A 21,279-nucleotide genomic window follows, 5' to 3' on the forward strand; every position below is an offset into this window, starting at 1 on the left:
ATTGATATGATTATATTGTTAAATTATCTTTTTCTTCTTCTATAGATATAAAATAGTCCTGAAATTCGGTTTCCGAAATCGGAAGCTGACTTTCAAGTTTCATAACCCCTATCGTTTTGTAATGAGCCACAAGTTTGATTTCTTTACTTTCCAGAAGCACTTCAAGCTTTTTCACCTTTATATCTTTCTTTAAAACGGCGAGATACGTGTTCATAAGTAGATCTGTATTAAACCATTTCCTATATCTCTGTATTTTATACCTTCAATAGGCCTGGCTTTGTTTTCAATAAGTTCCCAGATCTCTTTTGCAGATTTATTAGGAAACTGTTCCATGTACAGTGCTGCAAGTCCGGAAACATGTGGCGCTGCCATACTGGTCCCACTCATGCTATAGTAAAAATTATTTTTGTTCTTTGCGTTTTTAGGGTAGGCACTTATAATATCCACTCCGGGAGCACAAACGTTGATATTCCCTCCTGTAGACGGATTGATTCCTGCATTGGAGAATCTGGCTATCTTCATTTGACTATCAATAGCCCCGACAGCCATGATAGATTTTGAATTGGCCGGCATTGAAACCGGTTGCGGAATCTGCGGTCTGCTGCTGTCATTTCCAGCCGCCGCTATAATAAGACAGTTATTTTCCAATGCTCTTTCTCCTATTGTTTCAAAAAGGACAGAAGGCTGATCATCCAGCTTCACCGGAGATGCCAGCGAAAGAGACAGTATTCTGAATTTTTTCGTGATGGCCCAGTCTATCGCATCAATCACACTGCTGGTAGTACCTCTCCCATTATCTGCAAGCACTTTTGCAATCTTCAAATTACAGTCCTTAGCAATTCCGTAACGTTTTCCGTTATCACTTCTGGTATTTCCTGTGGCAACTCCCGCACAGTGGGTTCCATGTCCGTTGGGATCTCTGTTCCAATCTTCTCCGTCTATGAAAGACTTCCCTTCAATTTCTTCCGTGGAAAAATCGGGATGGGAGGTCTCAAGCCCGGTATCCAGAATGCAGATATTAATCCCTTTTCCTGTAAAATGGGCATTTTCCAAGCCGATAGCTTTCAGTCCCCATTCCATTTCAATGAATGATTGTTGAGGTAAAGGCTTACTGGTGATATATTTTTCAAGTTCTGAAATCTTTTCTGCGAGTCCGGCTGACTGTTTTTTAAGCTCGTTGATCAACTGTAATTCATCAGCAGGAAAAAACTCCCGTTCTTTTTCGTAATAAATAATAGAATTCGAATCATTTTCCACCGCACTTTTCAATTGCTCTTCATCCATATTATCTACTACAAGAACCCCAAGATTCTTGTAAAGCACCCCGTTGTTCTGATCAATGATTTCATAAGAACGGTTTTCTTTGGAAAGAAATTCTGAAGAAGTAATATTCACTTCCAGTTCTTTCTCTATTTTTTTGAGCGAATTTTTCTGCTGATCCTGCAGCAGAACAATGTATCTTCCGGTTTCCATAATGATCTTTTTTTAAATTAATTTCAGAAATACTTTCTCCAGCACAAGGAAAATATCCTCCGGAATAATGGTCAGTCTGAGCTTTTTATTAATTCCGGATATGGCTGCATTCTGTTCAACGAGTGAAGCCCAGAAGCTTTCAATTTTAGGAATAGAATCAAGTTCTTTCAGCTTTTCATCATCCAAAATTCCATTCTGATATAATGAAACAATGATCCCTGAAATAAGTTCTTCTGCATCGTCAAGCTTTTTGTTTTCCTTAGTGTAAACTTCCATCAGGATATCATAAATACTTTCCATTGCATTGAATGAAAATCCTCCGAGAAGTTCTCTTCTTCCTGTTGTTATTTTCTCCATTTTTATGGGATTAAAACCTCTTTTAACAGTTGAAATCATATTCATGATTTTCAAAACTTCAGATTCATGGCTGGTATTTCCTTTGGTACGGAAATACTCCAGAATTTCGTTAAGAAATACATCAAACCGGACATCAAAGTCAAATGATTTTGACAGATACAAAGCCTGAACTTCATTGAAATGTTCCAGAAACTCCTTTATTTTCTGTACTGTGTAGTGAATAAGTTGCTGCATTACTCAAAAGTTATCTGTTCTATTTCGTTGCCGTCTTTATCTTTGTATGACACAATCCTGATTCCTTCTTCCTCCATTTCCACATGAAGGTTGATGAATAGCTTATCTTTATCTTCTGCTGAACTTGTATTGGGATCTATGTAGATGTTGTTCAGCTTTGCATTCACCAGCGTATATTTATTCAGTAAAACCTTTGAAAAAATTTCTTTCAGTTCATCAGTCTCTTCTTCAGTGGTCCCGTCCTGAGGCCTGAAGATTCCGGAATTAAGAATTTTGATTTTGTTTCTGAGATCCAGTTTGAGCACTTCATTGGCAGGAAGCTTTCCGAATTTCTGATCATTTTTTTCCAGTTTACTGAACAGTGTTTTAAACTCTTCAGTCTGAATCTGTTTTATACTAATTTGAGGAATATTCATCCTTTTCTCTTTGTTCACCAGGCGGATTCTCTCATTCATTTCTGTAACAAACTGATCCTGATTCAGTTTGAAATTATATTTGGGAGCAGAATCTATATCCGTAATCTTTATCGGGATATCCATCTTTACACTGGGCAGGGCATATCTCGGAACCTTAAAATATTTAAGGTATTCATGACGGGCATATTCTTTTGCAATAAGAACTGCATTCTCGTCCGCTTTTTTACGAGCCTGAATTATCTCATTGTTGAGATAATCCAGGTAATCTGATAGTTTTATCATCTTTCGTAAAATATATTATTGTGAAAGAAGTCCAAGAACTTTTTCAAGTCCCGCAGGCATTTCATCATTGGTCGCACGTACTTTTACGCCAAGAGAATATTCTTTTTCCACTTTAATTCCTGTACTTGAAGTTCTTTTGTAAGAAACATCCACTTTGAATTTCACAGGTCCCCATCCTCCGGATACTCCGGCATTGATACCAAATTCATCACTTACATCCTTAGTATAAGTTGAATTAAGCTTAACATTAAAGTCTACTTCACAGGTTTCAATTCTAAAACTTGGAACGTTTAGCAAGGCTATAAAAGGAACGGAAAGCTCTACCGGATCAGGAATTGTTTTAGGATTAGTATTATCTACCGGCTTATCTGGATCAAAATCCGGGTTGGGAATATTTTTAGTGTATTTAAACTCTGCCATTCTCAGTTTTTTCGCGCTATTCGGGTTGTTGGGATCCGTAAGCTCAAAACCTACTTCATTGATGAAATTAACGGTGGCGATAGAAGCGTTAGACTGCGCTTTTACACAAGCATCCAAAGGTCCGCCAATGATGGTGGCAAAGTCAATACTTCCCAATTCTGCTGCAAAATCTGCACTGGCAGCGTCTGAAGTTTTGAAAATTTCTTCATCAGCAGCCATTTTACCGGCAATCAGTTTCATGATCTCCGAAGAAGCACCAGAAAACGATTTTTCCCACTTTTCATCATAATTCTTTTTGAAATCTTCTACGATGCCTAACAGTTCTTTATTGGTTAATGCACTCAATTCTGAAGTTTCAATTCCCGATACCTTTTCATAAACTGCAGGGGTAAGAACTTTTTCTACTCCTGATAAAAGGTCGATTAACTCATTTTTTGTTTTCTTGGCGTGGCTTGTTTCAAGCACTGATTTTAATGTTTCCATGTTGTTTTGTTTTTAAATTAATATGGTAAGACAAAATTATATTGCCGACCGCCAAAACATTGCAGGAGAACCCCTTCACTTGCCCCGGAAAAACACCCTAAAATAAAAAGCCTGAACTTATGATGGTAAGTTCAGGCTTTTGTGATATTTATTTTATAAAACGCAAAGATGATATGATGTCGTCTTATAATTAAGTAAGCTAAGAAAGCAACAAGTTGCTGATGAAGCTGTGTGATTATGCGTTTGCTTAGAAAGAATCAATGAAATTGATTCCAACTTTGCTTCCTTGAAAATTCAACAAGAGATAATAATTCTTTGTTTTAAATCTAAAATTTCTATGCCGGAGTTTTGCTATTGTTTTCGATATTGATATCGGGAACTACCGAATTCGGATCCAGTTTTACCTCATCTATTTCTTTATTAGAATCTACTTTGAATGTCCATTCTGTATTTCTCTTCCATACTTCAACAGGAATTTTCATTGTTTGCACCGTTCCGTCTTTGAATTTGATCTGTACGGTTGTAGGCATTGGCAGCTGACCCATATTTTCAACGGTAATCTGAACTCCGTTTTTAAAGTCTCCATTGATATATTTTACGTTTTTAACCGCCTGGTCAATTTTCCATTTATTAAAGAACCACCCTCTCCAGAACCAGCTCAGTTCTTCTCCGGAAACATTTTCCATCGTATGGAAGAAATCCCATGGTGTAGGGTGTTTGAAAGCCCAACGGTCTATATACGTTCTGAATGCTTTGTCAAATTTTTCAGGTCCGAGAACAGTTTCTCTTAAAACAGCTAATCCTGTTGCTGGTTTGTAGTACGCCAAAGCTCCGATATTTCTTTCTCTCATATTATCCGGTCCTACCATAACAGGCTCCAGGCTATCTGTCATCAGATAACTTCCTGAGCGCGCAAGATTCGGTTTGGTATAATATTCTCCTTTATTGAAAGCTTCGGTTGAAAGCCCGTTAATGAATGTATTAAACCCTTCATCCATCCAGGCAAATAATCTTTCATTAGATCCCACAATCATCGGAAACCAATTGTGCCCAAACTCATGGTCTGTAACGCCCCAAAGATCTTCTCCTTTGGAATCCATATGACAGAAAACAATTCCTGGATATTCCATTCCTCCTTCATTTCCTGCCACATTGGTGGCAGCCGGATAGGTGTATTCATACCATTTTTTTGAATAATGTTCTATGGCAGCTTTTGTATATTCTGTAGACCTTCCCCATGCTTTTTCTCCGGCACTTTCTGCAGGATAAGCTGAAATAGCCAAAGATTTCTTTCCACTAGGCAAATCAATTTTTGCCGCATCTAAAATAAATCCGGCAGATGATGCCCAGGCAAAATCTCTTGTCTGTTTTATTTTAAACTTCCATGTTTTTGTCCCTGAAGTTTTATTTTTACCAATTTCAGATTCAGGGTGAATCATTACTGTTTTATCGCTGTTTCTTGCCTGATTCCATCTGTTGATTTCTTCTTTGCTGTAGACTTCTTTTTCATTCAGAAGCTCTCCGGATGCCACTACATAATGATTAGCCGGAACGGTAATATTGGCTGTAATATCTCCGTATTCTAAATAAAACTCCGAAGCTCCAAGATAGGGTAAGGTATTCCATCCCATTACATCATCATACACACACATTCTCGGATACCACTGTGCCATGGTGAAGATTTTACCATTTTTAGTGTCCTGTATTCCCATTCTGTCTGAACCATATTCAGGAGAAACAAAAGAATATTCAATTTCTATTTTGGCAACACCTCCATTGGCTTTCAGTTCCTTTGGAAGATCAATCTGCATTCTTGTATCGGTAATGGTATAGCTTACTTCTCTTTTTCCGTCAAGTTTGATTGATTTAATCTTGTACCCGCCATTAAATTCTTCGCCATGCGCTCCATTTCTGCTTCCTGAAAGCGGAACGACTCCATTTCCTCTGGAATCTTTTGCAAACAGGTTTTGATCCAGCTGCAGCCAAAGAAAACCCAGTTTATCCGGGCTGTTGTTGGTATAGGTAATTTCTGCAGTACCGGTAATCTCTTTTTTATCTTCATTCAGACTGACATTCAAATGATAATCTGCTGAATTCTGCCAATAAGCATGTCCCGGCTGTCCGCTTGCAGAACGGGTTGCTGTACCTGTCTGCGGATAGAAAAACGGCTTAAATGCCTCTACATAATCATATTTCGGGGTTTGCTGCGCATATACAGCCCCTGAAAATAATACAACTGCAACAGTCGAAACAAGGGTTGGAAGTTTAAAATTCATTTGAAAATTATTATTTACTACATAGGTAAAAAAACTCCCGGAATTGTTACACATCCGGGAGCTTTTTTTACTATAACTTTAACTAGTTTGATTTTTTAGACTTGATCATTGCTTCCAAAGCATCCCACATTTCACTTGGGATTGCTTCAAGCATATTAAATTCTCCTGCTCCCTGAAGCCATTCTCCTCCATCTATCGTAACTACCTCACCATTCATATAGGCTGAGTAATCAGAAACCAGATATGCAGCAAGGTTGGCAAGCTCCTGGTGTTCTCCTACTCTTCTCAACGGGACTTTCTTTTTCATATCAAATTTCTCCTGAAGATCTCCCGGAAGAAGTCTGTCCCAAGCTCCTTTTGTAGGGAAAGGTCCCGGAGCAATGGCATTGAAACGGATTCCGTATTTCGCCCATTCTACAGCCAAAGATCTTGTCATCGCCAGGACTCCCGCTTTTGCACAGGCTGATGGCACTACATAGGCAGAGCCTGTCCACGCGTATGTTGTTACAATATTCAATACAGTTCCCGGAGTTTTAGAATCTATCCAATGTTTTCCTACTGAAAGGGTACAGTTTTTTGTTCCTTTTAAAACAATATCCAGAATAGAATCAAAAGCGGAGTGAGTCAGTTTTTCTGTTGGAGAGATAAAGTTTCCGGCAGCGTTATTCAATAAGATATCAATCTTTCCGAATTCTTTTAAAGTAGCTTCTTTCATCGCCTCTACTTCCTCCCAGTTTCTTACGTCACAAGCTACACAAAGAACTTTACCGCCTGTTTCATCTTCCAGTTCCTTAGCTGTTGTTTGCAACTTCTCCAGATTTCTGGAAGTAATCACCACTTTGGCACCCAGTTCAAGAAAGTATTTGGTCATCGCTTTTCCAAGACCGCTTCCGCCTCCTGTAACAATCGCTACTTTATCTTTTAGTGCACCTTCGCGCAGCATAGGTTGTGTATATAGATTCATAAAATATTTTTTCTTAAAAATAACAAATATTGAAATGCAATCCCTTAAAATAGGTTGATAAATAATGCTACAAATAACTATTCTTTATATTATTTGAAAAAATAAATCAAATATTAGAAAACAAAATAGCCTGATAACAGGTACCAGGCTATTTTTTATCTTTTTTAAATGATATACTAAGAAGCAACTACTCCTTTGAATGAAAGCGCTTTAGGCGTTTTGCTATCACTTGTAGTAACGTTCACTGTTTTCATAAACGGACCTGCCGCTGCTGCATTAAAACTAGCTTCTACAAAACCTTTTTTTCCTGGCTGGATAGGAGTTTTTGTATAATCCGCTGTAGTACATCCGCATGAAGGTGCTACATTTTGTATAATGATTGGTTTTGAACTTGTGTTGGTAAATTCAAATCTGATCAATTTTGGTTTTCCCTGAGGAATATTTCCTACATCTATAGATTCTGATTTCCATTTAATAGCATCTACAACCATTTTTACGATTGAAGGTGCATCTGAAGTAAGTACATTCGCATAAAATGGAGAGAATGCTAAAACAGCTAAAAGAGCTGTGATTTTTAATTTTTTCATGAGTATAAATTTTAATATGTTAGAAAAGGATTATCTTCTTTCGATGTAACAAATGTAAAACAGACTATGGTTACAACTTGTTAACCGCTGTCAAACATTTGTTAACGAGTTGTTAATGATAAAAGATAAATAGATATTTTTGGATAATATTGTTTCAGGAAATGAAAATAAAAAAACTCAATATTATAATAACACTGGGATTTGTAGCTATTATCGGGATTTTAATAGCTCAGTTGATGTGGACGCGCCAGGCTTATAATCTTGAAGATAAAAAGTTTAATCAAAAGGTAAATATAGCCTTAATGGAAGTCGCGGAGAAATTATCCGGAGGCAAAACTTCTTATACAGAAAACCCTGTACAAAATATTGCGAATGACTATTATGTAGTTAATATCAATAATGAATTTCATCCCATCGTTCTTGAATATTATCTAAAAACGGAATTCACACGTTTTCAAATCAATACAGACTATGTATATGCATTATACAACTGCCACAGTGATAAAATGGTGTATGGAAAGTATATGACTTCCCATCAGGAAAGCCCAAGCAATAAGGTGATTAATTTTCCCAAGCACAAAAATCTGATCTATTATTTCTCCATCCGTTTTCCTGATAAAACAACGTATCTGATCAGTTCATTGAGGTTCTGGTATCTTCTTACATTTGCTCTTATTATCATTCTTCTGGTGTATGTTTATTCTATTTATACCATTATTCAGCAAAAGAAATTTTCAGAGCTGCAGCGTGATTTTATCAACAATATGACCCATGAGTTCAAAACGCCGCTGTCTTCTATCCTTTTGGCTTCAGAAGCGCTCAACAAGCAGGAAATGGTGCAGGAAAATTCTAAACTGCAGACCTACACATCCATTATTATCAACCAAAGCCACAAGCTCAATAATCATATTGAAAAAATATTGAATATTGCAAAGAATGATGCTTCCGGATTGTCTTTAAAACCTCAAAAAATCATTCTGCTTCCCTTTATTCAGGAGATTGCAGACACCATACAGCACAAAAATACAGACCTCAGCATCGAAATAGATATTGAAAACAATACCTTCATAATGGCTGATGAATTTCACTTTACCAATATCATTTACAACATTTTAGATAACTCCATCAAGTATTGTGAGACAAAACCTGTTATTAAAATTTCATCCTATAAAGATTCAAAAGGTTTATATTTAAAGTTTAAAGACAACGGAATGGGTATCCCGGCTAAAAATATTCCTCAAATTTTTGAAAAGTTTTACAGGGTACATACCAAAAGAAGCGAGGAAGTGAATGGTTTTGGACTGGGATTATTTTATGTAAAGAAAGTAGTACAGCAGCATCACTGGAAAATTTCTGTGGAGAATAATGAAGACAAAGGAATTACCACCACTCTTTTTTTTCCGTTTTCAATTTAATCATGGGTAAGTATGGAGAAATCTAAAATTTTATATGCCGAAGATGACAAAACAATAGCATTCCTGGTTGAAGACAGTCTGGAAAGTTATTATGACATCAGCTGCTATTCGGATGGTGAATCTGCACTGGAAGCATTTAACGGTCAACATTTCGACATTTGTTTGCTGGACATTATGATGCCTGGTATGAACGGATTTGAGGTAGCAGAGCAGATTCGCAGTAAAAACTCAGACATTCCGATTATTTTTATTTCTGCAAAAGCTTTAAAGGAAGACAGAATCAAAGGACTGAAAATAGGCGCTGATGATTATCTGGTAAAACCATTTAGTATTGAAGAACTAATCCTGAAAATTGAAGTTTTTCTGAAGCGTACAAAAAAAACAGATACTTCTCCTCTGAAATATAAAGTCGGGCAATATGATTTTGATCCCAAAAATTACACACTTCAAGGTTTAGAAAACAGTATTACTCTTACCCAAAGAGAATCTGATCTGCTTTTATATTTCATCCGCCATAAAAACCTGGTTGTGAAAAGACAGGATATCCTGAAAGCCATTTGGGGAGACGATGATTATTTCATGGGACGAAGCCTTGATGTATTCATTTCCCGATTGCGAAAAGTATTGGCTGAAGAAAAGGATGTTTTAATCGAGAACCTGCATGGAATAGGTTTCCGTTTTTCCGAAAAAAAATAAATATTGAACGAATTCGTGTAAAATAAAACTGCAAATGGTGATTTTAATTAATTTTAAACTTTGAAAATTTGTCATTAATGAAAAATCACAGACCCATTGTTTTTCTGTTTCTATTATTTTTAAGTGTACACTTTAAAGCTCAAAAATTTGAAAAATTAGTACAATATGTCAATCCACTGATCGGTACCGAAAAGATGGGGCATACTTACCCGGGAGCTACCACTCCTTTTGGGGCCGTACAGCTAAGTCCTGAAACGGATACAATCTCTTATGAACTCAACGGAAAATACAATGGTGACGTTTACAAATACTGCGCCGGCTACCGTTATGAAGATAAAACCATCGTAGGTTTCAGCTCTACCCACTTCAGTGGAACAGGACATTCTGATCTTGGAGACTTTCTGATCATGCCTACCGTAGGAAAACTTCAGCTGAATCCCGGAACAGCTTCTCATCCTGAAAGCGGTTACAGAAGTAGGTTTTCACATCAAAACGAAACCGCAGAGGCCGGATACTATAAAGTAAAACTGGATGACCACAATATATTGGCAGAGCTGACCGCAACTCCAAGGGTGGGTATTCACCGCTATACTTTCCCAAAATCTGACCAGTCACACATCATCCTGGATCTGATGGCGGGTATTTACAATTATGACGGGAAAAATGTATGGACTTACGTTCGCGTAGAAAATGGAAATACGATCACAGGCTACCGCCAAACCAATGGCTGGGCGAGAACCAGAACCGTTTATTTTGCGATGACATTTTCAAAACCTTTTAAATCATATGGTCAGAAAAACTATGATGAAAAACAAGTATATAAAGGATTTTGGAGAAAATTTGATCAGAATCAGAATTTCCCGGAGATCGCAGGTAAGAATCTGAAAATGTATTTTGATTTTGACACCAATGAAAATGAAGCGATTGAAGTTAAACTGGCTATTTCTCCCGTAAGTCAATCCAACGCTTTGGAAAACCTGGAAAAAGAGGCTGGAAGTATGAATTTTGATCAGATTAAAACCCAAGCTCAGAACAACTGGAATAAGGAATTAAATAAAATTGTCATCAAAGGTTCTGATACGGAAAAGACGAATTTTTATACTGCAATGTATCATACTTTTATCAATCCTACCACTTATATGGACGTCAATGGAGAATATAAAGGATTGGATCAGAATATTCATAAGGCGGAAGGTTTTACTAATTATACTACCTTCTCTTTATGGGATACCTATCGTACCCTTCACCCTTTCTTTAATATTATCCAGCCCAAGCGAAACAGTGATATGGTAAAGTCTATGATGGCTCATTATAATCAGTTTTCTATGAAAATGCTGCCTATCTGGTCACATTACGCCAATGATAACTGGTGTATGAGTGGCTATCACAGTGTAAGTGTGGTTGCTGATGCCATTATTAAAGGAAATTATGAAGGTGATCCTGAAGAGGCGTTAAAAGCATGCATAGAAACTGCTAACAAAAGAAATTACGAGGGCATCGGACAGTATATTGATCTTGGGTATATCCCGGCTGAGAAAAGTGGAACTTCAGTCTCTAATACTCTGGAATATGCCTATGACGACTGGGCTATTGCTCAACTTGCCAAACATTTAAACAAAACTGAAATTTACAATCAGTTTATCAGGCGGTCTGAAAACTGGAAAAATAATTTTGACAAGACCATTGGATTCATGCGTCCACGTCTGGCAGATGGAAGCTTTAAAAAAGATTTTGATGTGCTGAGTACGCATGGACAAGGTTTTATTGAAGGAAACTCATGGAACTACAGTTTCTTTGTTCCACAAAATCCTGATGAGCTGATCACGATGATGGGTGGCAAGAAAAAATTTGCATCCAAACTGGACGAGCTGTTCACTATGCATTTACCCGATGAATTCTTTGCCGATACTGAAGATATTACCCGGGAAGGAATTATTGGTGGGTATGTTCATGGGAATGAACCTGCTCATCATGTTGCTTATTTCTATAATTGGGCAGGACAGCCATGGAAAACACAGGCACAGATCCGCCATATTCTGGAAATGCAGTATAAAGCTACACCGGACGGACTGGGAGGAAATGATGATGCCGGACAAATGAGTGCATGGTATATTTTAAGTTCATTAGGATTTTATCCTGTCGCTCCGGGATCAGAAGATTATTCTATCGGAAGCCCTGCGGTTAATAACGCTGTTTTGAACCTGGAAAACGGAAAAGCTTTTGAAATTGAAGCCATCAATCAGGGTCCAAAAAATGTATATGTTCAGAAAGTTCTTTTGAATGGAAAAGAGATTAAGAATTTTACTTTGAAGCATTCTGAGATTATGAATGGTGGGAAGCTTACATTTTATATGTGGAATAAAGCGAAAAAATAAAATATTCTCGCAGATTGAGCAGATTGAGCAGATGATTAGGTTTAAAAATCTGCGTAATCTCCCAGATCTGCGAGTGCTAAGAATAAGTTTTGGCTAAAGCCAATGGAAGATCTATAAATAAAGAGAGCGGGCTAAAGCCCGCTCCTATTCATTATTATTTTCCTGAACATTTTTCGTTGTATAATTTAATTCCTTCAGTTTGTTCCAGATCTTTTAATTTTTTTAATGCGGTACATGCAACATCTGTTTTGTTTTGAGCAATTGAAATTGAAACTATATTATAAAGTGCATCAGTATTGGTATTATCATATTCATAAGCCTGATTAAAAAAGTAAATTGCATTATCAAATTTTTGGCTGTTGATAGCTCCTAAACCTTTGTTGAAATTTTCCGAAGAAACTCTCCTATCTTTTACATTCACTGCAATCCCTTTACTTTCATGATAAGGAATCAAGTTATAAAAAGCTAAACTACCAGAGCCATCTTCCATTTCACTCTTCAATCGATAAGGAATAATAATTTTGTCAAAATTTTCATAACCTGTTATATCCCATATTTTATAATCCTCCTGTAAAGTTGTCTTGAATAAATCAATACTTTTCTGGCTATCTTTATTCTGTTTCTTATTATCTGTTTTTACTTCAATTTTTTGTTTTTTTGGGGAAATTATGACTTCTCCATCCACAATAAAATTGTGCACAGACTTTTTCTGCGAGTACAAGTCCATCATTTCAGTAATTATTCCTTTCGTCAATGTTGGAGTAATATTTCTGGAAGTAATTATAATGGAATCGCCTGCTGAATTATTTGTAAAGTTTTTCACAAGAATAGATGTTTTGACAAACTTCATCTTTCTTATTTTGTCAGGAAAAGTTATCCCATCTACTTTCTGTATGACAATTAATGAATCTGATGTTAATGTTTCAATTTCATAAGCAGACTTATCTGATAACTTCATCAAGTTCTTTTCAAATTTAAAATCTTTACATTTTGTTCTTTCTATAGCCCAAGGATCAATAGATTCACATATGTTATTTCCTTTAATCTTCCATACCAAAAATCGATATGACTCTAATGATAAATCTCGGCTCCCATCTAACATAATAGACTTCACATGTGTCCATGACGTGTTTGATAATAATTGAGTGTTTATTTGGGAGCTAAGCTGTAAAGAAGCTGAGAGAAATAAGATTAAAAAGAACTTATACATTGATTATTATTTTTTCCGCACAAAACTAATTAAATAAAACTTCATGAAAAGTATACCTCTAATATTTTCTCTTTTTTCTTAATTAATATAAGTTTTGGCTGAAGCTGATGAAAGATCAAAAATAAAGAGAGCGGGCTAAAGCCCGCTCCTATTGAATTATTGTAATAATCTCTTAATCCGAGACTACATGCTGCGATGTCTCTTTATTACTCTCTCGCTTCAAAAAGCAATCTCTCCCCAAATTTCTCCTCTGCAATTTTGCCATTATCATACACCAGATGTCCATTGACAAAAGTGTGGGTAACTTTAGAATGGAAGTTCATTCCTTCTAATGGACTCCAACCGCATTTGTACAGTAAATTATCTTTGGCAACTGTCCAGTCTTCATTTAGATCAACTAAAACAAGATCCGCTTTATAACCTTCTCTCACAAAACCTCTTTTTTCAACTTTGAAAAGAATTGCAGGATTGTGGCACATCTTTTCAACGATTTTCTCAAGGGAGATTTTACCGTTTTTATAGTTTTCAAGCATCACAACCAGTGAATGTTGCACTAACGGAGCTCCTGAAGGGCATTTCGTATATACATTGTTCTTTTCTTCTGCAGTATGCGGGGCGTGGTCTGTAGCAATCACATCAATTCTGTCATCCAGTAACGCTTCCCAAAGGGCATCTTTATCCTTTTGCGTTTTTACAGCTGGATTCCATTTGATAAGATTTCCTCTTGTTTCGTAATCTTCATTGGTAAAAGTAAGGTGGTGAACACATACCTCAGCAGTGATTTTTTTATCTTTTAAAGGAATATCATTTCGGAAAAGCTCCATTTCCTTTGCAGTTGAAAGGTGGAAAACGTGAAGTCTCGCACCCGTTTTTTTCGCAAGCTCGATAGCTTTGGATGAAGATTTATAACATGCTTCCTCGCTTCTGATCAGGTGATGGAATTTTACAGGAATATCATCCCCATATTCATCCATATATTTTTGAGTATTAGCTCTGATTGTAGCTTCATCTTCACAGTGAACAGCAATCAGCATTTTGGTATTGCTGAAAATATTTTCAAGCGTTTCCGGATTATCCACCAACATATTTCCTGTAGATGAACCGAGGAATAATTTGATTCCCGGAACATTTCTAGGATTTGTTTTCAAAACTTCCTCCAGATTATCATTGGTTCCGCCCATCATAAAACCATAATTGGCATACGCTTTTTGGGCACCAATCTCATACTTATCGGCTAACAATTCCTGAGTAACAGCATTCGGAACTGTATTAGGCTGATCAATAAAACTTGTTATTCCCCCTGCAATGGCAGATCGTGATTCACTTTCAATATCTCCTTTATGAGTAAGCCCCGGATCACGAAAGTGTACCTGATCGTCGATCACTCCTGGAAGAAGAAATTTCCCGGAACCATCAATGGTTTGGTCTGCATCTTCAGAAATACCGACAGCTATTTTAGAGATTAAATCATTTTCTATTAAGATATCGCTTTCAAAGACTTGTCCTTCGTTGACGATATTTACGTTTTTTATAAGAACTTTCATTTCAATTTATTTCCCTACAAAATTAAGATTTTAAGTTTTAATTCACTCCAAAATCACAAAACGAATGCTTAAAGTTTTACATTTGTAAAAAATTTCGACTTTGTACAAAAAACTATTAGGGCAGACAATCATCTATGGAGCGGGGGCTATAGCACCCAGAATTATTTTGTTCATCCTGAATCCACTGTTGATCTATAAAATCCCCAATGACGGTTTTGCGATTTTCACACAGCTTTACGCGTGGATTTCGTTTGTTAATATTATCCTTTCTTTTGGTTTTGAAACAGCCTATTTCCGATTTTCAGCTGAAGAGGGTAATGAAAAAAGAACTTTCAACACTTCGTTTTGGTTCTTGTTTTCAACCTCCACTATTTTTCTTGCATTGTGTTATTTATTCAACCAGCCTATTGCTGACTATACAGGATACCATGATAACCCTGAGTACATCAGATGGTTTGCTTTAATTGCCTTTTTTGACAATTTACTGGTGATCCCTTTTGCATGGCTACGTTTTCATAACAAACCTATCAAATACTCTGCAGTAAGGGTCGTTCAGGCTATATTTCAGGCCGTTTTTACAGCTGCATTATTCTTCTGGATTCCGGAGAACATATCAAAAAGTTTTGGGTTGGACCAAAATGTAGATTACCCATTCTTCAGTAATTTGGCAGGAAGTGCATTGGGAGTTTTACTACTATTTCCTATTATATTAAAGGTAAGATTCCAGTTTGTAACTTCTTTGTTTGGCCGTATGATCAAATATTCCTTCCCTCTTATGCTGGCAGGACTTGCTTTCATGGTCAATGAAAACTTTGATAAATCTATCCAGAGAAACCATATTTCAGATGAAGAAGCGGGTGCGTATGGGGGTTGTTATAAACTGGCTGTACTCATGACCTTATTTGTTACTGCTTACCGAATGGGTATAGAGCCTTTCTTTTTTAAACAAATGGATAAAGGCGATGCCAAAAAAACGTATGCTAAAGTAGCAGAATACTTTGCCTTTTTTGCCTGTGCTGTTGCTTTAGGAATTATTGCCAATATATCCTGGCTGAAAGAAGTTTTTATTCCTAATAAATCTTACTGGATTGCTATAGATATCATCCCGATTATTGTTATTGCCAATCTTTGCTTCGGGATCTACTACAACTTTTCCACCTGGTACAAAGTAACCGATAGAACCAGTGTAGGAACTGTTATTTCATGGCTTGGAGCGGGTATTAATATCGCTCTCAATCTTTTAGCATTAAATTATTATCACAGCATGATCGGCTCTGCATGGGCTACTTTCAGTGCCTATGTTATTATGATGATCGTATCCTATCTGCTGGGACAAAAATATTACCCTATTCCTTACAGAATGAAGAAAATGGCTTTCTTCCTGATATTATTGAGTATCTTTAGTTTTGTCATTGTAAAATATCTCAACTACAATATCATAACCAGTAATTTACTATTTTTGATCTTCACCGGAATTTTGATTTATTCTGAAAAAAACCTGATTTTATCGAGAATCAGAAAGAATTAAACTTTGGTCTTTATTTTGATTATACACAAACCATTGTTATTGTAAACAAATATTTAAAAAGATATAAATCATACCCCACCAAAGGTTTTAATTATTATCTTTAACCGTATATAAAAACAACTAATAAAAACATCTTTTATATAATTTATGAAAATTATTGTTCCTATGGCTGGACGTGGTTCCAGATTACGTCCTCATACACTGACTGTTCCAAAACCTCTTATTCCTATTGCAGGAAAGCCTATCGTACAGAGATTGGTGGAAGATATTGCTAAAGTTGCAGGAGAAAATATTGAAGAAGTAGCATTTATCATCGGAGATTTTGGTGCTGAGATCGAGAGATCCCTTATTCAGATTGCTGAAAAGCTGGGAGCAAAAGGAAGTATATATTACCAGAACGATCCTCTTGGAACCGCTCATGCTATAAAATGTGCTGAAGAATCTATGCAGGGAGATGTTGTTATTGCTTTTGCAGATACCCTTTTCCGTGCAGACTTCCAGTTGGACAAAAATTCTGACGGTGTTATCTGGGTGAAAAGTGTTGAAGATCCATCTGCTTTCGGAGTTGTAAAATTGGATAACTACGGTTTCATCACAGATTTTGTTGAAAAACCACAGACTTTCGTTTCAGATCTTGCCATCATCGGTATCTATTACTTCAACAGTGCAGAAAAACTGATGGATGAGATCAACTACATCATGGATAATGATATTAAAAACGGAGGTGAATACCAATTGACAACAGCACTTGAAAACCTTAGAGCAAAAGGAGCTAAGTTTACTCTAGGAAAGGTAAATGACTGGATGGATTGTGGAAACAAAAATGCTACCGTAGAAACCAACAGCAAAATCCTTGAATACGAAAGAGAGGAAATGATGCATTATCCTGCTTCTGCTGTGATTGAAAACTCTCTGATTATTCAGCCTTGCTTTATTGGTGAAAATGTAAAAATCTCCAATTCAAAAATAGGTCCGGGAGTTTCATTAGGAAATAATACAGCGATTGTCAACTCTAATATCGAGAACTCTCTCATTCAGGAAAACACAAGAATCAATCATGGAAATCTTTCCAATTCTATGATCGGTAATTCTGCACAGTATTTCGGGGTTGCCAGAGAAATTTCTTTAGGTGACTATTCCGTTTTAGATTTTCTGTCTAAATAACAATAGAAAAATTTTAACTTAAACAAGATATCATCAGGCCACACAAAAGATTTTGTGTGGTTTGGCGTTAATATTGCAACGTATTTTTAATTTAAAGATAAATACATGAAAAATTGGATCCCGTTTCTTTTCTTGCTTCTTGCCCTATCGTCCTGTAAGACCCGTACCGCCGCTAAAAACGATACAGATCACACGCGGGATAGCATTAATACTACAAAAGATGACGGAAATCCAAAAGATGTAAACGAACCGGTGAGAGAGAAACTCACTTTTTACGAACATGTATTAATTGCACCAAAATTTGAACAGATAAAAATTGACAGTAAAGTACGGGTAGAAACAGGAAGTTTTGTTCCGACACTGGATGCTACCATCTATATTGAAAATGATAAAAAAGTATGGATGAATCTTAGGGCTTTATTCATCAATGCTGCCAGAGGGATTGCAACTCCTGAAGGAATAAAAGGACAGGATAAGATCAATAAAACTTATATAGACTCGGACTTCGATTATCTTAATAATTTACTGAACGTCAACTTTATTGATTATAAATCATTGGAAAAGATCTTATTAGGGAGAACTTTTGTAAAGATCAATGACAGACAATTTGATCTGACTCAAAATGCACAAGGCTTCAAAATGGTTTCTAATATCAATCAGAAAATTATGACGGATGAAAAAAACAGGGAATATAAAATTGCCCTGCAGTATGATACTAATTACGATCTACTATCTGTCAATCTAAAAGATATTTTATCTTCAGATGAGCTGGATGTTTCTTACAGCGACTGGAATGAATATGAAGGAATCCGCCTTCCGAAATATGTTAAAATAATTATAAAAGGCTCAAAATCTAGTCAGATTTTAATTGAAAATACGAAATTTGACTTTTCGAGGATGGAAACACCTTATTCTGTACCATCTAGTTATAAGAAAATTGAGATTAAATGATTAAAAAATTTAGCTTTTTAATAGGCGTTTTGATGTTTGGACTGCACCAGGGACAGCAGAACAAAGAACAGCTGCAGAAGCAGAATGCCGAACTTAAAAAACAAATTGCACAAATAAATTCCGATTTAGCCAAAACCAGAAGTGAATCTAAGCTTTCTGTAGCCTATCTTTCTAATGTCAATCAAAAATTGGTATTGAGAGAAAAGGTATATAATAATACACAGAAAGAAAAAAGATTCATTGAGGATGATATCTATCTACGTCAGCTGGAAATCAACCGTCAGAATAAAGAACTGGCTGTGTTGAGAAAAAACTATGCTGAGGTTTTGGTAAACGCTTATAAAAATAAAGGGGTACAGAACAAAGTAACTTTTATTCTTTCTGCCAAGAATCTGGGAGAAGGGATACGAAGAGTACAGTATCTGAAACAATACTCCGATTACCAGGATAAAAAAGCGGCTGAAATTACAAATGCTGCCAATCTGATCAAGAAAACCATTTCACAAAAACAGAACTCAGTAAAAGCGAAAGAAAACCTTCTGGTAAACCAACAGAAGGATTTGGCGACGATCAATACTGAACGAGCACAAAAAGAGCAGCTGGTAACCGAATTTAAGAAAAATGAGACTAAACTGACTGCGGAACTTAAGCAAAAACAGGTTCAGTCTAAAGCATTAGAAGGACAAATCAGAGCTATCATTGCAGAAGAAATCAGAATTGCCAAAGCAGAAGAAGAAGCAAGAAGAAAAGCGGAAGCAGAAAAAATACGTTTAGCAAAAATAGCGGCTGAAAGAGAAAAAGCAAGAATTGAAGCGGAAGCTAAAGCAAGAGCAGAAGCCTTGGAAAGAGAGAGAAAGCTTGCAGAAGCAGAAGCTAAAAAAGCAGCTGACCTGGCTGCAAAAAGAGCAGAAGAAGAAAGAAAGCGTAATGAAGAAGCTGCAAGGGCTGAAGCCGGCGCAAGAGATGAAGCCAGAAAAATAGCGGCTAAAAAAGCTTCAGATGAGGCCAATGCAAGAGCTAGAGAAGCCGCTGATAAATTAACGGCCGCAAGAGCCGCAGAAGCCGCCCTTACAAAGAGAAAAGAAGAAGATAAAAAAGCTGCTGAAACGAAAGCCATGACAAGCTATGGAGTTTCCACAGCCAGCGGAAATAGTTTTGCAGATAACAGAGGAAGACTTGGTTACCCTGCAGACAGAGCCGGACAGATCACTCACCGTTTCGGAAGACAGCCACACCCGGTTTTCAAAAATATATCTGAAGACAATACGGGTATTAAAATCGCTGTTCCATCTGGTACACGTGCCAAATCTGTATTTCCGGGAACTGTATCTTCGGTTGTAGCCAGCAGTGATGGAACGAAGACCGTTATCATTAAGCATGGAAGCTACTTTACCATTTATTCCAACTTAGGAAATGTAAGTGTTTCCAAAGGACAGCAGGTTTCATCAGGAACTCCGGTAGGTACAATAGCTCAGGATTTTGATGGCGCTTACACCCTTGATTTCCAAGTATGGAGCGGAAGTACACCAGTTGATCCATTAGGTTGGATTTCATATTAAAAAAAGTGTAACTTTACAAAAATTTTAAGAGATGAATACACTAACTATACTTGCCTTATCTTGGCAGCATATCCTTATCGTAGCGATACTCTTAGTATTGCTGTTTGGAGGAAAGAAAATTCCTGAATTAATGAGAGGAGTTGGTTCTGGAATCAAAGAATTTAAAGATGCGGTGAAAGAAGAAGACAAACCGGGTGCTGAGAAAAAGCCGTCTTCCGATAATAATAATTCTTCAAGCAACTAAAATTACTTAGAATTAATGAAATTTACTGAGACTGCATGGAAGGTCTTCAATCAAGCTATTGAAGACTATCACGTGTCTGATGACGTTAACACTCTAATTAGTAACCCGTTCGAAAAAGATAGTTTGGAACGGATTTTGTATGCAAAGAACTGGATTGATACCGTTCAATGGCATCTGGAAGATATAATTAGAGATGAAAATATTGATCCGGCTGAAGCTCTTCAACTCAAGAGAACAATAGACGCCTCCAATCAGAAAAGAACTGACCTGGTAGAGTATATTGACGGCTGGTTCCTTAATAAGTTTGAAAATATAACTCCTAAATCTGAAGCAAAAATAAATACAGAAACTCCCGCTTGGGCAGTAGACAGATTATCAATTCTTGCATTAAAGGTTTATCATATGTCGTTAGAAGCTAATAGAGAATCTGCTTCTGAAGAACACAGAAACAACTGCCAGGCTAAACTGGATGTTCTGCTTACTCAGAAAGAAGATCTATCAACTTCTATAAATCAGTTGCTTGCTGATATTGAGAACGGTAACGTTAAGATGAAAGTATACAAACAAATGAAAATGTATAACGATGAAAGTCTTAACCCAATCCTTTATCAAAAAGGGCAACAGAAATGAAACGATTAATTTTTCTTGGAGTACTTATCATATTAACATCTTCCTGCGCAACGGAAAAGCTTAACCTTTCTCCGCTGTCAAATAATTTTTATAGTGATACCAAAGGTTCTGATTCCGACAGAGGCTCAAAGAAGAATTTTAATATCAATATTAAAGAGAATGTAAATGCTTCTGAAATTTCAAATATGATCTCTACTTTTCCTAAGTTTAAAAACAACGGATTGAATGATGAGATCACCAGTTTGAAATACAGCCTTCAGAATTATTTATATGCTATTGATGCCAACAATTCTACTGGAAAGGGCAGAGCCCTTAAAAGCTTCGAAAAATCTTACAAAAAAATTCAAAAGCTAAGGCAAAATCTTGACAGAGATGACGATGATGTTCTGAACAGATATCTGGTTCGTTTAAAAACCAATATTTCTGTTATTGAAGATGCTTTACCAGGAAGTTAAAAACTAATCGAACAAT

At 36.5% G+C, this 21,279-nt stretch carries 20 protein-coding genes; 10 read left to right on the plus strand and 10 right to left on the minus strand.

Annotation, left to right across the window (positions count from 1 at the left end; translation table 11 throughout):
- Nucleotides 1-10 precede the first annotated feature (10 nt).
- The 8 genes from C1634_RS23990 to C1634_RS24025 all read right to left on the minus strand — a co-directional run bounded on the left by C1634_RS23990 (nucleotide 11) and on the right by C1634_RS24025 (nucleotide 7,492).
- On the minus strand, nucleotides 11-214 hold the full coding sequence (locus C1634_RS23990; protein ID WP_103232523.1) for a hypothetical protein: 204 nt from the start codon (nucleotides 212-214) through the stop codon (nucleotides 11-13).
- On the minus strand, nucleotides 211-1,473 hold the full coding sequence (locus tag C1634_RS23995) for a S8 family peptidase (RefSeq protein WP_103232522.1): 1,263 nt from the start codon (nucleotides 1,471-1,473) through the stop codon (nucleotides 211-213). The genes C1634_RS23990 and C1634_RS23995 overlap by 4 nt, the downstream gene beginning before the upstream one ends.
- 12 nt (nucleotides 1,474-1,485) lie before the next feature.
- Complete coding sequence (locus C1634_RS24000) at nucleotides 1,486-2,064, minus strand: hypothetical protein (protein ID WP_103232521.1); 579 nt, start codon at nucleotides 2,062-2,064, stop codon at nucleotides 1,486-1,488.
- The gene (locus C1634_RS24005; protein ID WP_103232520.1) at nucleotides 2,064-2,762 is read right to left on the minus strand and encodes a phage tail tape measure protein; all 699 of its coding nucleotides are present in this window, start codon (nucleotides 2,760-2,762) and stop codon (nucleotides 2,064-2,066) included. The genes C1634_RS24000 and C1634_RS24005 overlap by 1 nt, the downstream gene beginning before the upstream one ends.
- Before the next feature lie 15 nt (nucleotides 2,763-2,777).
- Complete coding sequence (locus C1634_RS24010; RefSeq protein ID WP_109739269.1) at nucleotides 2,778-3,665, minus strand: DUF2589 domain-containing protein; 888 nt, start codon at nucleotides 3,663-3,665, stop codon at nucleotides 2,778-2,780.
- Nucleotides 3,666-4,000: 335 nt separating this feature from the next.
- The gene (locus C1634_RS24015; protein ID WP_109739270.1) at nucleotides 4,001-5,941 is read right to left on the minus strand and encodes a M1 family metallopeptidase; all 1,941 of its coding nucleotides are present in this window, start codon (nucleotides 5,939-5,941) and stop codon (nucleotides 4,001-4,003) included.
- 82 nt (nucleotides 5,942-6,023) lie between these two features.
- Nucleotides 6,024-6,905, minus strand: coding sequence for an SDR family oxidoreductase (locus C1634_RS24020; RefSeq protein WP_109739271.1), 882 nt, complete (start codon nucleotides 6,903-6,905; stop codon nucleotides 6,024-6,026).
- A 176-nt stretch (nucleotides 6,906-7,081) separates the two neighbouring features.
- A complete protein-coding gene (locus tag C1634_RS24025) occupies nucleotides 7,082-7,492 on the minus strand; it encodes a DUF1573 domain-containing protein (RefSeq protein ID WP_109739272.1) in 411 nt (136 codons plus the stop codon).
- Nucleotides 7,493-7,653: 161 nt separating this feature from the next.
- Here C1634_RS24025 and C1634_RS24030 point away from each other — a divergent pair, with 161 nt between their 5' ends.
- The 3 genes from C1634_RS24030 to C1634_RS24040 all read left to right on the plus strand — a co-directional run bounded on the left by C1634_RS24030 (nucleotide 7,654) and on the right by C1634_RS24040 (nucleotide 11,978).
- Entirely contained in the window at nucleotides 7,654-8,907 is a 1,254-nt protein-coding gene (locus C1634_RS24030) for a sensor histidine kinase (RefSeq protein WP_109739273.1), read from the plus strand.
- A 12-nt stretch (nucleotides 8,908-8,919) separates the two neighbouring features.
- A complete protein-coding gene (locus C1634_RS24035) occupies nucleotides 8,920-9,603 on the plus strand; it encodes a response regulator transcription factor (protein ID WP_109739274.1) in 684 nt (227 codons plus the stop codon).
- Between the two features lie 77 nt (nucleotides 9,604-9,680).
- Nucleotides 9,681-11,978: a GH92 family glycosyl hydrolase gene (locus tag C1634_RS24040; RefSeq protein WP_103234476.1), complete on the plus strand. Its 2,298-nt coding sequence runs from the start codon at nucleotides 9,681-9,683 to the stop codon at nucleotides 11,976-11,978.
- Nucleotides 11,979-12,132: 154 nt separating this feature from the next.
- On the opposite strand, the gene C1634_RS24045 is transcribed toward C1634_RS24040, so the two are convergent.
- On the minus strand, nucleotides 12,133-13,188 hold the full coding sequence (locus C1634_RS24045; RefSeq protein WP_123921563.1) for a tetratricopeptide repeat protein: 1,056 nt from the start codon (nucleotides 13,186-13,188) through the stop codon (nucleotides 12,133-12,135).
- A gap of 206 nt (nucleotides 13,189-13,394) precedes the next feature.
- The gene (locus C1634_RS24050) at nucleotides 13,395-14,732 is read right to left on the minus strand and encodes a dihydroorotase (protein ID WP_103234474.1); all 1,338 of its coding nucleotides are present in this window, start codon (nucleotides 14,730-14,732) and stop codon (nucleotides 13,395-13,397) included.
- 100 nt (nucleotides 14,733-14,832) lie between these two features.
- Between C1634_RS24050 and C1634_RS24055 the strand changes: the two genes are divergently transcribed.
- The 7 genes from C1634_RS24055 to C1634_RS24085 all read left to right on the plus strand — a co-directional run bounded on the left by C1634_RS24055 (nucleotide 14,833) and on the right by C1634_RS24085 (nucleotide 21,263).
- On the plus strand, nucleotides 14,833-16,260 hold the full coding sequence (locus tag C1634_RS24055; protein ID WP_103234473.1) for an oligosaccharide flippase family protein: 1,428 nt from the start codon (nucleotides 14,833-14,835) through the stop codon (nucleotides 16,258-16,260).
- A gap of 147 nt (nucleotides 16,261-16,407) precedes the next feature.
- On the plus strand, nucleotides 16,408-17,424 hold the full coding sequence (locus C1634_RS24060) for a sugar phosphate nucleotidyltransferase (protein WP_103234472.1): 1,017 nt from the start codon (nucleotides 16,408-16,410) through the stop codon (nucleotides 17,422-17,424).
- 105 nt (nucleotides 17,425-17,529) lie between these two features.
- Complete coding sequence (locus C1634_RS24065) at nucleotides 17,530-18,375, plus strand: DUF4292 domain-containing protein (protein ID WP_109739275.1); 846 nt, start codon at nucleotides 17,530-17,532, stop codon at nucleotides 18,373-18,375.
- Entirely contained in the window at nucleotides 18,372-19,934 is a 1,563-nt protein-coding gene (locus C1634_RS24070; RefSeq protein ID WP_109739276.1) for a murein hydrolase activator EnvC family protein, read from the plus strand. The genes C1634_RS24065 and C1634_RS24070 overlap by 4 nt, the downstream gene beginning before the upstream one ends.
- Before the next feature lie 31 nt (nucleotides 19,935-19,965).
- Complete coding sequence (locus C1634_RS24075; protein WP_103234782.1) at nucleotides 19,966-20,178, plus strand: twin-arginine translocase TatA/TatE family subunit; 213 nt, start codon at nucleotides 19,966-19,968, stop codon at nucleotides 20,176-20,178.
- A gap of 15 nt (nucleotides 20,179-20,193) precedes the next feature.
- Nucleotides 20,194-20,808 (plus strand): DUF4254 domain-containing protein, encoded by a 615-nt coding sequence (locus C1634_RS24080; RefSeq protein ID WP_103234783.1) that lies wholly within the window; start codon nucleotides 20,194-20,196, stop codon nucleotides 20,806-20,808.
- Nucleotides 20,805-21,263 carry a hypothetical protein gene (locus tag C1634_RS24085; protein WP_103234784.1) on the plus strand — a complete coding sequence of 153 codons (459 nt, stop codon included), beginning with the start codon at nucleotides 20,805-20,807 and terminating at the stop codon, nucleotides 21,261-21,263. The genes C1634_RS24080 and C1634_RS24085 overlap by 4 nt, the downstream gene beginning before the upstream one ends.
- Nucleotides 21,264-21,279 lie beyond the last annotated feature (16 nt).

Origin of the sequence: Chryseobacterium viscerum (assembly GCF_002899945.2) — a bacterium.
Classification (GTDB): Bacteria; Bacteroidota; Bacteroidia; order Flavobacteriales; family Weeksellaceae; genus Chryseobacterium; species Chryseobacterium viscerum.

Coding starts and splice junctions, on each gene's coding strand:
- C1634_RS24040 (WP_103234476.1), top strand. CDS start 9,681: ATGAAAAATCACAGACCCATTGTTTTTCTGTTTCTATTATTTTTAAGT.
- C1634_RS23990 (WP_103232523.1), bottom strand. CDS start 214: ATGAACACGTATCTCGCCGTTTTAAAGAAAGATATAAAGGTGAAAAAG.
- C1634_RS24075 (WP_103234782.1), top strand. CDS start 19,966: ATGAATACACTAACTATACTTGCCTTATCTTGGCAGCATATCCTTATC.
- C1634_RS24060 (WP_103234472.1), top strand. CDS start 16,408: ATGAAAATTATTGTTCCTATGGCTGGACGTGGTTCCAGATTACGTCCT.
- C1634_RS24035 (WP_109739274.1), top strand. CDS start 8,920: ATGGAGAAATCTAAAATTTTATATGCCGAAGATGACAAAACAATAGCA.
- C1634_RS24045 (WP_123921563.1), bottom strand. CDS start 13,188: ATGTATAAGTTCTTTTTAATCTTATTTCTCTCAGCTTCTTTACAGCTT.
- C1634_RS24085 (WP_103234784.1), top strand. CDS start 20,805: ATGAAACGATTAATTTTTCTTGGAGTACTTATCATATTAACATCTTCC.
- C1634_RS24070 (WP_109739276.1), top strand. CDS start 18,372: ATGATTAAAAAATTTAGCTTTTTAATAGGCGTTTTGATGTTTGGACTG.
- C1634_RS24080 (WP_103234783.1), top strand. CDS start 20,194: ATGAAATTTACTGAGACTGCATGGAAGGTCTTCAATCAAGCTATTGAA.
- C1634_RS23995 (WP_103232522.1), bottom strand. CDS start 1,473: ATGGAAACCGGAAGATACATTGTTCTGCTGCAGGATCAGCAGAAAAAT.
- C1634_RS24065 (WP_109739275.1), top strand. CDS start 17,530: ATGAAAAATTGGATCCCGTTTCTTTTCTTGCTTCTTGCCCTATCGTCC.
- C1634_RS24005 (WP_103232520.1), bottom strand. CDS start 2,762: ATGATAAAACTATCAGATTACCTGGATTATCTCAACAATGAGATAATT.
- C1634_RS24050 (WP_103234474.1), bottom strand. CDS start 14,732: ATGAAAGTTCTTATAAAAAACGTAAATATCGTCAACGAAGGACAAGTC.
- C1634_RS24020 (WP_109739271.1), bottom strand. CDS start 6,905: ATGAATCTATATACACAACCTATGCTGCGCGAAGGTGCACTAAAAGAT.
- C1634_RS24030 (WP_109739273.1), top strand. CDS start 7,654: ATGAAAATAAAAAAACTCAATATTATAATAACACTGGGATTTGTAGCT.
- C1634_RS24000 (WP_103232521.1), bottom strand. CDS start 2,064: ATGCAGCAACTTATTCACTACACAGTACAGAAAATAAAGGAGTTTCTG.
- C1634_RS24010 (WP_109739269.1), bottom strand. CDS start 3,665: ATGGAAACATTAAAATCAGTGCTTGAAACAAGCCACGCCAAGAAAACA.
- C1634_RS24025 (WP_109739272.1), bottom strand. CDS start 7,492: ATGAAAAAATTAAAAATCACAGCTCTTTTAGCTGTTTTAGCATTCTCT.
- C1634_RS24015 (WP_109739270.1), bottom strand. CDS start 5,941: ATGAATTTTAAACTTCCAACCCTTGTTTCGACTGTTGCAGTTGTATTA.